We start from the raw sequence: 13,160 nt of genomic DNA on the forward strand, positions 1-13,160 counted from the left end.
GGCGTCGGGTCGAGCCGCTAGGACGCCGGGGAGGGGACCCGGTCAGCCGTCGGCCGCTCGTTGCGGCGGCTGCGGACGTCGGTCAGCGACGTGCCGTAGTAGGCCGCGGTCATGAGGTCCTTCATGTCCTCGATCATCGGCATCCGCGGGTTCGCGGGGGCGCACTGGTCCTCGTAGGCGCCCATCGCGACCTCGTCGAGCCGGGCGAGGAACTCGTGCTCGTCGACGCCCTGCGCGTGGAACGACGCGGGGATGCCCACCTTGGCCCGCAGCGACTCGACGGCCAGCGCGTACGACTCGACGCCCTCGGCGGGGGTCGACGCCGGGAGGCCGAGCATCGCGGCGAGCTGCTGGAACCGCTCGGGTGCCACGTAGTGCTCGTACTTCGGCCAGCTCGTCAGCTTGGTGGGGACCGTGCCGTTGTAGCGGATGACGTGCGGCAGCAGGGTCGCGTTCGTGCGGCCGTGCACCAGGTGGTACGTCGAGCCGACGACGTGGGCCATCGCGTGCACGATCCCGAGGAACGAGTTCCCGAAGGCCATCCCGGCGATCGTGCCGGCGTTGTGCATGGTCTCGCGGGCGTCCTGGGTGGCCGGGTCGGCCGGGTCGCCGTTCACCGACGTCGCGAGGTTCTCGAAGATCAGGCGCACGGCCTGCATCGCCATGCCGTCGGTGAAGTCGTTGGCGTAGACGCTGACGTACGCCTCGGTGGCGTGCGTGAGGGCGTCGAACCCGGAGTCCGCCGCCAGCGACGGCGGCATCTTCGCGGTCAGGACCGGGTCGATGATCGCGACCGACGGGGTCAGCGCGTAGTCGGCCAGCGGGTACTTCTTGCCGGCGTCCGGGTCGCTGATCACCGCGAACGGCGTCACCTCGGCGCCCGTGCCCGACGTGGTCGGGATGCAGACGAGCTGCGCGAGCTCGCCCAGCACGGGGAACTTGAACGCGCGCTTGCGGACGTCGAAGAACTTCTGCTTGAGGTCCGAGAAGTGGATCTCGGGGTGCTCGTACAGGAGCCACATGACCTTCGCGGCGTCCATCGGCGAGCCACCGCCGAGCGCGATGATCGTGTCGGGCCGGAAGTGGCGCATCTGCGCGGCGCCCGCCTGGACGGTCCGGACGGACGGCTCGGCCTCGACCTGGTCGATGATCTGCAGCGCGACCTTGGACGGCCGGCGGTTCAGGACGTCGATGATCTTGTCGACGAAGCCGAGCGTGGTCATCGTCGAGTCGGTCACGATGGTCACGCGCTCGACGTCGGGCATGTCCGCGAGGTACCGGATGGCGTTCGGCTCGAAGTACGTCTTGGCCGGCACCTTGAACCACTGCAGGTTGTTGTTCCGACGGCCGATCCGCTTGATGTTCACCAGGTTCACCGCCGAGACGTTGTTGGACACGGAGTTGTGGCCGTACGAGCCGCAGCCGAGCGTCAGCGACGGGATGAACGCGTTGTAGATGTCGCCGATGCCACCCAGCGACGAGGGGGCGTTCGCGATGACCCGGACGGCCTTGACCCGGCTGCCGAACTCCTCGGTGAGCGCGTCGTCCCGCGTGTGGATGGCGGCGGAGTGGCCGAGGCCGTCGAACTCGACCATCTTCTCGGCGAGCTGGATGCCGTGCTCGGTGGACTCGGCGCGCAGGACGGCCAGCACCGGGGCCAGCTTCTCGCGGGTCAGCGGCTCCTGCGGTCCGACGCCGCTGACCTCGACCAGGATGATCGAGGTGTCCTCGGGGACCGAGAAGCCCGCCTGCTGCGCGATCCACTGCGGGGTCTGACCGACGACCGACGCGTTCAGCCGGGCCTCGCCGCAGTTCTTGCCGTTGGCCTTCACCCCGAAGATGAACGACTCGAGCAGCGCCTTCTCCTTGGCGTTCGCCCGGTAGGCGTGCAGGGCGGCGAACTCCGCGAGCGCCGCGTCGTAGATGACGTCGTCGAGGATCACGGCCTGCTCCGACGCGCAGACCATGCCGTTGTCGAACGCCTTGGACAGCACGACGTCGTTGACGGCCCGCTTCAGCTTCGCGGTCTTCTCGATGTACGCGGGCACGTTCCCCGCGCCGACGCCGAGCGCCGGCTTGCCGCACGAGTACGCGGCCCGGACCATCGCGTTGCCGCCGGTGGCCAGGATGAGGGCGACACCCGGGTGGTGCATCAGGGCGGTCGTCGCCTCGATCGACGGCGTCTCGACCCACTGGATGCAGTGCTCGGGCGCCCCGGCGGCCACGGCGGCGTCCCGGACCACGCGCGCTGCCGCGACGGACGACTCCTGCGCGCTCGGGTGGAAGGCGAAGACGATCGGGTTGCGGGTCTTGAGCGCGATGAGCGACTTGAAGATCGTCGTCGAGGTCGGGTTGGTCACCGGGGTGACGCCGCAGACGACGCCGACGGGCTCCGCGATCTCGGTGATGCCGGTGAGGTCGTCGCGGGAGACGATCCCCACCGTCTTGAGCGACGCCATGGAGTTCGTCACGTGCTCGCACGCGAAGATGTTCTTCACGGCCTTGTCCTCGAACACGCCGCGGCCGGTCTCGTTCACCGCCAGGAGCGCGAGCTCGCCGTGCTTGTCCAGGGCGGCGACGGAGGCCTTCTTCACCAGGTGGTCCACGTCGTCCTGCGTGAACCGCGCGTACTCGGCGAGCGCCTTCGTGGCGTGGGCAACGAGCTGGTCGATCGCGTTGTCGGTCGTGCTGGAGGTCACCGGTCATCTCCCTGTCGAGGCTGTCGGGCCCCCTTCGACCCGCTGACTCGACGCTACAAACCGGACGCGTCCCTCCGGATGGGCCGAACGTCCCTCACCTGCGCTGCACGCGGGTGACCCACGACGACGACAGGCTCTCGTCCTCCAGGTCGAGCTCGCGCATCATCCGGCGCATCACGGCCTCGTCGAGCTCGCCGGAGTCCCGGCGCTCCATGAGGACCTCCCGCTGGGCGGCGACGATCTCGCGGCGCAGCCGCTGGGTGCGCAGCCCTTCCTCGGCGGTGGGCACGTGCGGCTCGCCGTCGTCGGGCACCAGCTCGTCGGCCGAGTCCGGGTCGAGCATCGCCGCCGCGGCGGTCGCGCGGGCGCGCCACACCCCGGAGAGGCGGTCGATGAGCTCGTCGGCGCGCTCGCGGCCGAGGTGCTCGCTCCAGTCGTCGCGCTGGCGCTCCAGGACGGCGTGCACCGCGTCGGCCGTCGCGACGCGGACCGCGGCCTCCTGCGCGGCGTCACGCGCGGTCTCGTCCGCCGACCCGACCCCGAGGCGCCGGATGACCCACGGCAGGGTCAGCCCCTGGACGAGCAGCGTGCCGATGGCGACCGTGCAGGCGGCGAGCTGGATCGTCGCGCGCTCGGGGAACGGCTCGCCGGCGCTGGTCAGGGGGATCGCGGCCGCCGCCGCGAGCGTGACCACACCACGCATCCCCGCCCACGACACGACCGCGGACTCGCGTGCGCTCAACGAGTCACGCGCAGGTCGGCGGCTGCCGCGGAGGCGCACATGGTCGAAGCGCGCGGTGACGACGATGTAGACCGGGCGCACCAGGATGGCGACGAGCAGCACGACGAGGGACACCGCGATCCCGTGCCCGAGGCCCTGGTCGGAGGCGATGACGTCTCGCACCACCCACGGCAGCTGCATGCCGATGAGCGCGAACGTGAACGCCTCGAGCAGCAGGTCGACCGTGGACCAGATCGGCTCCTCGTACAGCCGGGTGGCGTAGCCCGCGCGCGGCGAGGTGTGCCCGAGGTAGAGGCCGGCCGCGACGACGGCCAGCACACCCGAACCCGCCAGCGCCTCCGCCGACCAGTAGGCCGCGAACGGCGTCAGCAGGCCGATCGCGGACGCCACCACGGGGTCGTCGAGCCGCAGCCGGACCGCGTGCACCACGACCGCGATGACGAGCCCCACCGCCACCCCGGCGCCCACCGCGAGCGCGAAGATCGCCAGGCCGTCGGCGAACGCCCACGCACCGGTGGCGACGCCGGCGAGGGCCACCTTGTAGAGCGTCAGGGAGGTCGCGTCGTTGATGAGGCTCTCGCCGGACAGCAGCGTCATGACGCGACGAGGCAGCCCCAGGCGCTTGCCGACCGCCGCCGCGGCGACCGCGTCCGGCGGCGCGACGACCGCGCCGAGCACGAGCGCGGCCAGGAACGGGACCCCGGGCTCCATCCACCAGAACACCAGCGCGACGACCAGCGCGCTGACCAGCACCAGCCCGACACCGAGCCGCGTGATCGAGTTCAGCGACGTCCGGAAGTCGCGGTAGGAGCTCGACAGGGCCGCCGAGTACAGCAGCGGCGGGAGGACGAAGTCGAGCAGGATCTCGGGCTCGATCTCGAAGCGCGGGATCGCCGGCACGAACGAGACGACGATCGCGGCGGCGACGAGGACCAGGGGCGCCGGCCATCCGCGTCGTCGGCACACCGCGGTGACGGCGACGGCACCCGCGACCAGCAGGAAGACCTCGACGCTGTGCACGCAGGGTCCTCCGTCCGCCCGGCAGCGCTCCCGGCGACCCTACAAGCGCAGCCTCAGGTGACGAGCTCGGCGAACGCGATCACGTTGTCCTCGTAGTGCCCGGTGGCGGCGTCGAACTCGCCGCCGCACGACACGAGCCGCAGGCCGGCGTGGTCGAGGTCGCCGTAGACGAGGTCCGTCGGGAACGCGTCCTTCGGGTACCGCGTCACCCCGGTGGTCCGGAACACGACGACCGAGCCGTCGGTCCGGCCGACCAGGATCTCGTCGCCCACCGCGAGCTCGGCGAGGCGGAAGAAGACGCCGGGGCCGGTGACCCAGTCGATGTGCCCGACGATGATCGCCGGTCCACGCTCGCCCGGCGTCGGCGCACCGGAGAACCACCCGGCGGGGAACGCCCCCGGGGGTACCTCCAGCGAGCCGTCGTCCTGCAGCCCCAGCTCCATGAGCGCCGAGTCCACCGCGAGGGTGGGGATCTCCAGCCGCACGGGGACCGAGGCGGCCAGGACGGCCGGGAGCACGGGGGTGCGGCTGGCGACCGGCGAGGGCGTCGCCCGCTCCACGAGCACCGGCGGGGGAGTGCCGGGCGGCGCCGCGGCCGGGCCGGCGGACCCGCAGGCCCCGACCGCGAGCGTGACGAGGGTCGCGACGAACGCACCGACCGCCCGTCGCGTCATCGGGTGGTGCGGCGTGCCCGGGCCACCAGCAGCGCGCCGCCGACGAGCCCGACCACGACCACGGCGACGGACGTCGGCCCGGTGGTGGCAGGGCCGGCGAGGCTGCTCCCGTCGCCGGTCGCGATGCCGCCCCGCGGGACCACCGGGACCTGGGGTGCCGCGGGGACACCGGGTGCGGCTCTCGTGCTGCCGGGTGCGGTGACGACGGGGCCGGCGAGGAGGGCGCCGGCGCCGGTGCCACCCGTGCTCCCGGTCGATGCCGTCGAGCAGGCCGGCAGCGTGATCGTGTTGGTGATCAGCGTGACCTGGCCCGACTGCGACATCGCCCGGCCGGTCAGGGTGGCGCCGGCGCGGAAGGCGATGGTCGCCTCGGCGAGGATGGTCCCCGCGAACTGGCTGCCCGCCATGATGTCCGCCGAGCTGGGGACCCGCCAGTACAGGTTGCAGGCCGTGGCGCCGTCGATGAACGTGATCGAGCTGGCCGCACCCGCGAGCAGGGTTGCGGTCGAGTGGAAGACGAAGACGGCCTCCGGGTCACCGTTGGCGTCGAGCGTGAGGTTCCCGTTCAGCTCGATGACCCCCCCGGTGTCGTAGACGCCGGGCTCCAGGGTCAGCCCGCCCAGCTCGACGCCCCCGAGGGGGTCCGGCGTCTGGGACGACGCGGCGTCGTACGCGGTGACCAGGTCGATCTTCGCCTGCTGGGTGACCAGGTCGCCGCCGCGGTTGACCCCGGACGCCTGGGTGATGGTGCCGGCCCCGGTGATGCTCGTGGTGGCGAAGCTGCCGATGTCGCCCCCGAGGGTCGTCGCGCCCGTGTTGGTCACCCCCGCCTCGGCGAGCACGACGAACGACGCACCGGCGCCGAGCGGCACGGGGGTGCCGGGGTCTGCCCAGGCGACGGACGGTGCGACGGCGACGGCTGCGGCCGAGAGCAGGGCGACGAGCGGGGCGCCGAGGAGCAGCGCGCGTCCGCGCGGTCTGTGGGTGACTGTCACGATCGGTCCTCCGAGAGGTGGATGCGGCGTCAGCGATGCATCAGGCGGAGGCGGGGTCGGGGCACCCCTGGGGAGCGGGGGCCGCACAGGACGACGGGCTGCCGGAGGAAGTGTCCATCGGTCGACGGTGGGCGGCTCGCGCTCGGGAACACCGTACGTAGCGGGAGCATTTCTTCAAACCGTCCGGAAGGAACGTTATCCTTTTTCCAGGACAAAAGAAACGGGGGCAAATCGCCCAGCAGGGCGCATTTACGCGGTATTTCTTGTCATTCTCACCCGGTGCGCGCCACGAGTTGCGACCCCTGCACCGATCCCGGCGACGACGAGGCCGGCGACCGCCAGGACTCCTGCCGACGATGGTGGGATGCCGAGGTGCACGGTGATCCCGAGGATCCGGGAGAGCCCCCACGGCAGCAGCGCCACCTGATCGTTCCAGACGGTCAGCGCCTTCTCGAGCCCGACGGCCGCGACCCCGCCGGCCACGACCGCGAGCGCGGTCCCGCCGGCCAGGAGCATCGCGCCGAGCGACCTGGCCGACCCGAGGCCGTACCCGTTGCGGAGCACCAGCCCGACGACGACGAACAGCCAGCAGAAGGCCGCGAACGCCACGGTGACGTAGGCGGTGCGCGCCGCCGGATCCGTCCAGAAGCCGAACCAGTAGTGCCCGGGGCCGCGGACCACGAGCGCGACGAGCAGAATGACCGTGCGCAGCAGCACCACTCCGCCGAGCGCCGCCCACAGGAGGAACGGGTCACGGCCGCGAACCACCCAGCGCAGCACGGCGGCGAGCACCAGCCAGGCGCCGAGGGTCGCGACGAGGTGCGCGGGGGCCGCGAACCAGGTCAGCACGCAGCGGCTGGCCACCAGGACGACCGCCGGCAGCGCCCAGACGAGGACCCGGTCGGTGCGCGTCGTCGGGGCGGGGACCTCGCCGAGCCGCCACGGACGGGTGGCCGCGACGGCCAGCGCCCGCAGTGCCGCCGAGCCGGGGAACCGCCGCGACGTGAGCCCGAGCACCAGGACGACGGCGACCGCGAGGAGCAGCCCGCGCGCGAGCCACGCCATCGCCGGGTCGCGGTCGGCGCGGTCGCTGCCGAGGTCGGCGGCGGTGAAGCTGTATGCGGGCAGGTCGAGGTCGCCCGCGTACCGCTCGACGTGGGCGGTGCGCGCCGCGTGGTACTCCTGCTCGGCCGCCCGCCACCGGTCGTGCGCGGTCGCGCTGCCCGTGTCGAGCCACTCCGCGTGCCGCAGGACGGTCGCGCGGTAGGCGGCGAGCGTGCCCAGCAGGTCGGTCTCGTAGTCGAGCGCGTCGACGAACGAGCGGTACAGCTCGGGGGAGTGCCAGCTCTCGGGAGAGGTCGCTGCGACCTGCTCCCGCATCCCCGCGGACACCTCCGCCGCCCCCGCGCCGTCCGCGATGGCGTCGTCGAGACCGTCGCGGCTGACCTCGTAGATGCTGTCCAGCGCCGCGGAGTCGCCGGTGACGATGTCCCACTCGAAGATCCACATCATCGGCGGCGGCTCCAGGCCCAGCGCCTTGACCGTCTGCTCCGCGAACGGCTGGATGTACAGGCCGCGGGTGATCGCCTCGCGGGACCGCGCGAGCGCCTCCGTGATCTCGGTCGAGGTCGCCGGGTCGGACGACAGGGTCTGCCGCACCCAGTCGCCGGTGACCTGCGACGGTTCCAGGTCGGGGTCCCACGCGAGGCGTGCCGTGCCGTAGGTGTTCAGGTCGTAGAGCTGCCAGAACCCGGTCCGCAGGTACAGCGACATCGGTCCTGCCCGCAGCGGGCCGCCGTCCTGGGTCCAGTTCCAGACGCCCTCGACGTGCGGGTTCGCCGCGAGGAACTGCTGCAGCGCCTGCGCCTCCTCGGCCACGAGGTCGTTGGGCAGCGCACCGAACCCCTCGAACTCCCGGCGGGCCTGGAACTCGACGATGCGGCGGTGCGAGCCGACCTCCAGCGTCGGGTTGAGCGGGAGGTGGCTGTAGAAGTCGCCCATCGTGTACTTCGTGGACACGATCAGGTGCGGGTCGTCGATGTCGCCGAGGACGGCCTCGTACGACGACGGGTTGGTGTGCAGGTCGCCGACCGCCCCCACGCCCACGGTCCAGGTGCGGAAGATGATCTCGCGGTCGTGCTCGCCCGCGGTCTCCAGCAGCGCCTCCAGCATGGCCTGGACCGAGGACTGCGTCGTGACGGCGAGCTTCGACGAGTAGTCCCAGCCGGCCTGGTAGACCGCGCCGCCCTCACCGACGCGGACCATGAGCCCGTCGACGAACGGCAGGCTCTCGAACAGCTCGGCCAGCCCGGCCTGGTAGACCGACCACAGGGCCGGATCGTCGACGGCGAGCCCGCCGACGGTCCGCTCCAGATACGCCTCCAGCGGCGGGGAGACCGCGAGCATGTCGGTCAGCAGGAAGACCTGCATCCCCATCTCGTGCGCGTACGCGAAGACCGGGCCGAACGCGTCGACCAGCGCCTCCGCGCGGGCGACGTGCGGGTCGCCCTCGGGGTAGACGTCGTGCCCGTCACCGACCCCGCGGAACGTCACGTACTCGAGGAAGCCGGGCACGACGACGCCGTTGTACCCGTGGCGCAGCGCGTGCTGGACGAGCTGGCGGAACTGGCCGTCGATCTCGTCGACGACGTCCTGGTCCACCCACGGGGCCTCCGGCAGCACGGCGCCGGCGACGACGTCGGTGTTGAGCGAGTAGTCGTCACCGGCGGCGAACGCGGCCGGGTCGGCCTCGCGGCCCACCGAGCCGGAGTCGACGAGCCGCAGTCCGAGGCGAGGTTCGACCGTCTCGCCGTCGGCGGACAGGGCGTCACCGGCGCGAATCCGGTCGGCGAGCGCGTACAGGCCTGCCGCCGCACCGGCAGGTCCCGACGCCTCCAGGACGAGCCGGTCGTCGGTCCGCACGCGGTACGCCTCCGCCGAGTCGGAGAACGCGGGGACGAGGCGGACGGTCAGGTCGGCGTCGTCCGATCCGGCTCCGACGGCCGGTTCGGGCAGCCCGCGGGCGGTCAGGGCGTCGGCGACGGCCGAGGCCGCGAGCGCCACCTGCTCACCGGCGGGAACGTCGATCGTGGCGATCTCGGGAGCCGGGACGACCGGGTCCAGGTCGACGGCCGAGACCGCGGCGGGCGGCGTGTCGGCGGGCTCGTAGCTCAGCCCGAGAGCCTGCCCGACGCCCACGGCGACGAGGGCACCGAGCGCAAGGACGACGACGGCCGCGACGAGGGACGGCCAGGCACGGGGACGGGACACCGGCGCAGTGTAGGAACGGTTCCTGAGCGCCCAGGGAGCACGCGGACGGGGCGAACGGCCGACATCACCCGATCGGTCCAGCGACCTCCTCGGAGGATCGCTGCCGCGCTCGCCACTCGTCGGCAAGCAGGGCGTAGGTCAGGCCGTCGACCCAGCCTCGCGTCCGGTGCAACGCGTCGCGGACGCTGTGCTCCTCGCGCCGCATCCCGAGCCGCTCCATCAGGCGCCACGACGGCTCGTTGTCGGCGAAGCAGACGGCCCGCACGCGCCGCAGGCCGAGGTCCTCGAAGCTGATCCGGAGCAGCTCGGCGACGGCCTCCGTCGCGTAGCCCCGGCCGCCGTGCTCCGGGTCGAGCACCCAACCCAGCGTCGCCTGCCGAGGACGCTCGACGTCCCGCTGCGACCAGGAGTCCTCGACCTGCAGCATCAGGTCGCCGACGACGCGCCCGTCGAGCTCGATCACCAGCGTCAGCGACAGACGTTCGGGGTCGCGGACCCGGGCGACGTACGCGTCACGCTCGCCGACGTCGTGGCTCAGCCACTCGTCGACGCCCGGGCGTCGACGCACCTCCCAGATCGCGTCGGCGTCGTCGGGGGTCGCCGGGCGCAGCGCCAGGCGGGCGGTGCGGACGGGCCAGGGGACGGCACTGAGGTCCTGGGGCATGCGGGCATTCTGCCCACCCGGACCTCAGCGGCGCAGGACCTTCCGCGACAGCCGGTTGCCCAAGGCCTGCGCGACCTGGACCAGCAGGATGATCACGAGCACGGTGACCCACACGACGGCGAAGTTCCAGCGCTTGTAGCCGTAGTCCAGCGCGAACGCCCCGAGCCCGCCGCCGTCGAGCGTGCCGGCGAGCGCGGACATGTCGACGACCGCGACGAACACGAACGTGAAGCCGAGGATCAGCGGTCCCAGTGCCTCGGGGACCACGAGCGTGGTCACGATCCGCCACCTGCTGGCGCCCGTCGCACGTGCCGCCTCGATGACGCCGGGGTCGATGGCCACGAGGTTCTGCTCGACGATGCGGGACACCCCGAACGTCGCCGCGAACGACAGCGGCACGATCATCGCGGTGCTGCCCAGCCGGGTGCCGATGAGACCGACGGTGATGGGCGCGATGATCATCAGCAGGATGAGGAACGGGATCGGCCGGAAGACGTTGACCAGCAGGTTGGCCACGCCGAAGACCGCACGGTTGGCGAGCAGGCCCCCGCGGCGGGTCGTGTAGAGCGAGAGGCCGAGGGCGAGGCCGAGGACGCCGCCGATGAGGAGCGTCGCTGAGACCATGTAGAGCGTCTCGCCGAGGGCCTCGACGAGCTTGGGGCCGTGGAACGCCCAGTCGAACTCGTTGGCGGTGCGCATCAGGACGCCTCCTCGACGGTGGTGACCTCGCGCAGCCGGCCGACGACGGTCTCGACCGCCTCGTCGGGTCCGTCGAGCGCCAGGGTGAGCGAGCCGAACGACTGGTCCTGCAGCGTCCCGATGCCGCCGTAGACGATCTCGAACGTGACGCCGAGGGCGCCCGCGGACGCCAGGACGGTGCCCAGCCGGCTGCCGTCGGCGATGGTGGCGGTGACGATCCGCCCGTCGTGCGTCTGCTTCAGGCGCTCCAGGTTGGCGCCGCGCGGCCGGTCGTGGACCACCGTCGAGACGAAGCGCTGCGTGACCTCCGCCCGGGGCCTGGTGAAGATGTCGAACACGGTGCCCTGCTCGGCGACGCGCCCGCCCTCCAGCACGGCGACGCGGTCCGCGATCGCGCGGACCACCTCGAGCTCGTGGGTGATCACGACGATCGTCACGCCGAGCTCGGTGTTGACCTTGCGCAGCAGCCGCAGGACGTCCTGCGTGGTCTGCGGGTCGAGCGCGCTGGTGGACTCGTCGGCGAGCAGGATCTTCGGCGACGCCGCCAGCGCGCGGGCGATGCCGACGCGCTGCTTCTGGCCGCCGGAGAGCTGGTCGGGGTAGGAGTGCGCCCGGTCCAGGAGGCCGACGAAGTCGAGCAGCTCCGCGATCCTCCGGTCGCGGTCCGCCTTGGGCCAGCCGGCCACCTTGAGCGGGAACGCGACGTTGCCGGCCACGGTCCGCGACGAGAACAGGTTGAACTGCTGGAAGATCATGCCGATCTCGCGGCGCTTGAGCTCGAGCTGGCGCTCGGTCAGCGTCGCGACGTCGTCACCGTCCACGACGAGCTGGCCCGACGTCACCCGCTCGAGCCCGTTGATCAGGCGGACCAGGGTGCTCTTGCCGGCGCCGGAGTAGCCGATGACGCCGAAGATCTCGCCGGCCTCGATGGTCAGGTCGACGCCGTCGACGGCGCGGATGGGTCCCGACGGGGACTCGAACACCTTGCTGACGTCGCGGAACTCGATGATGGGGGACACGCACTGCCTCTCAGGGGGTGCGCCCGGGCAGGGACGGTGCGGGGGAGCCCCTGCCCGGACGCGGGGTCAGCCGGCGGCCTTGAGGTTCGCCTGGGTGTCCTTCAGGACCTGCTGGAGCTTCGCGGCGTCGTAGCCCTCGACGATCACCGCGGTGCCGCCGGACGACTCGACGACCGACTCGGTCACGGACGGGTCGTGGTAGAGCTCGACGATCCGCTGGTAGACGGGGTTGTCGACGTCGGCCGGCCGGGCGGCGATGACGTTGATGTACGGCTGGGCGCCGGCCGACGACGGGTCGTCCGCGTACACGTAGCCGTCGAGGTCGAAGCCCGCGTCGGACGCGAAGTTGTTGTTCACGATGACGCCGGCGATGTCCGGGTCACCGATGAGGCCGGCGGTCTGCGAGGCCTCGACGGGGCGGACGACGACGGTCGACGCCGCGGTGTCCACGTCGTCGGGTGTCGGGACCTTGGGCTCGCCGGTGAACTCGATGAGCCCGGCGCTCTCCAGCACGAACAGCGCGCGTGCCTGGTTGGTGGCGTCGTTCGGGATGGCGACCTGCTCGCCCTTCGTGAACTCGCCGACCTCCTCGTGCTTCTCCGAGTACAGCGGCAGCGGCACGATCAGCGTCGAGCCGACCGGCTGCAGGTCGTCGCCGGTGTTGTTGTTGTGGTCGGCCAGGTACAGGACGTGCTGGAACGCGTTGAGGTCGATCTCGTCCTCGGCCAGCGCCGGGTTCGGCTGCGTGTACTCCGAGAAGCCGACGATCTCGAGGTCGATGTCCTCCGCCGCCGCGAGCTCCTTCAGGATCTCCCAGTGCGGCTGCGCCACGTCGGTGGTGCCGAGCCGGACGACGGTCGGGGTGGTGGAGCCGTCGCCGGCGGCCGCGTCGTCGGACGAGCCGCGCGACACGACGTACGCAATCACGGCGGCGAGCAGCAGGACCACGACGACGGCGGCCGCGATCAGGCCGGTGCGGCGACCGGAGCCGGGCTTCGGTGGGAGGACGGGGACGGACTCGGACATGAGGTCTCCAGGTGTCGGAAGCATCGATGCGGGGTGGGCGTGCGCGCGAGACGACGTGGCGGGGCCACGGAGGGTGCCTGAGGGCAGGACGGCCGGGCTGGAGGCCCGGGGCAGGTCAGTGCCGGCAGGCGGACGGACAGCAGCGCGTGACGCACATGACGGCCGGCCCGGTGGGCTCGGCGGTCCAGGTGCGGGTCACGCGGGTGTCCATCGATCGACCTCTCGTCGGTGTCGGCGAGGGGCCGACGGCTCCGTGCCGCCAGACGGCGGACGGGCGGGGGCGGCTCCGGAGGACCGGGGAACGCCACCGGCAGTGAAACTGAATCGTTCCGCCGGTGTCAAATCCGTACCG

Annotated in this window: 9 protein-coding genes; all 9 read right to left on the bottom strand. The window is 72.1% G+C overall.

The window, feature by feature from the left end; all coding sequences use genetic code 11:
- Nucleotides 1–17: 17 nt before the first annotated feature.
- Entirely contained in the window at nt 18–2,699 is a 2,682-nt protein-coding gene (adhE, locus tag CTE05_RS14150) for a bifunctional acetaldehyde-CoA/alcohol dehydrogenase (protein WP_146846965.1), read from the bottom strand.
- 94 nt (nt 2,700–2,793) lie between these two features.
- The gene (locus tag CTE05_RS14155) at nt 2,794–4,461 is read right to left on the bottom strand and encodes a Na+/H+ antiporter (RefSeq protein ID WP_146846966.1); all 1,668 of its coding nucleotides are present in this window, start codon (nt 4,459–4,461) and stop codon (nt 2,794–2,796) included.
- Between the two features lie 53 nt (nt 4,462–4,514).
- Nucleotides 4,515–5,135: a class F sortase gene (locus tag CTE05_RS14160; protein WP_146846967.1), complete on the bottom strand. Its 621-nt coding sequence runs from the start codon at nt 5,133–5,135 to the stop codon at nt 4,515–4,517.
- Entirely contained in the window at nt 5,132–6,130 is a 999-nt protein-coding gene (locus CTE05_RS14165) for an ice-binding family protein (protein WP_186814870.1), read from the bottom strand. The genes CTE05_RS14160 and CTE05_RS14165 overlap by 4 nt, the downstream gene beginning before the upstream one ends.
- Before the next feature lie 249 nt (nt 6,131–6,379).
- A complete protein-coding gene (locus CTE05_RS14170; protein ID WP_222595490.1) occupies nt 6,380–9,400 on the bottom strand; it encodes a hypothetical protein in 3,021 nt (1,006 codons plus the stop codon).
- 64 nt (nt 9,401–9,464) lie between these two features.
- Nucleotides 9,465–10,064, bottom strand: coding sequence for a GNAT family N-acetyltransferase (locus tag CTE05_RS14175; RefSeq protein ID WP_146846970.1), 600 nt, complete (start codon nt 10,062–10,064; stop codon nt 9,465–9,467).
- A gap of 24 nt (nt 10,065–10,088) precedes the next feature.
- On the bottom strand, nt 10,089–10,763 hold the full coding sequence (locus CTE05_RS14180) for a methionine ABC transporter permease (RefSeq protein WP_146846971.1): 675 nt from the start codon (nt 10,761–10,763) through the stop codon (nt 10,089–10,091).
- Complete coding sequence (locus CTE05_RS14185; RefSeq protein WP_146846972.1) at nt 10,763–11,782, bottom strand: methionine ABC transporter ATP-binding protein; 1,020 nt, start codon at nt 11,780–11,782, stop codon at nt 10,763–10,765. Before CTE05_RS14185 ends, CTE05_RS14180 begins: the two co-directional genes overlap by 1 nt.
- A gap of 66 nt (nt 11,783–11,848) precedes the next feature.
- A complete protein-coding gene (locus tag CTE05_RS14190) occupies nt 11,849–12,808 on the bottom strand; it encodes a MetQ/NlpA family ABC transporter substrate-binding protein (RefSeq protein WP_146846973.1) in 960 nt (319 codons plus the stop codon).
- Between the last annotated feature and the right edge of the window lie 352 nt (nt 12,809–13,160).

It is taken from the genome of Cellulomonas terrae (genome assembly GCF_007990265.1).
In the GTDB taxonomy this organism is placed as follows: domain Bacteria; phylum Actinomycetota; class Actinomycetes; order Actinomycetales; family Cellulomonadaceae; genus Cellulomonas; species Cellulomonas terrae.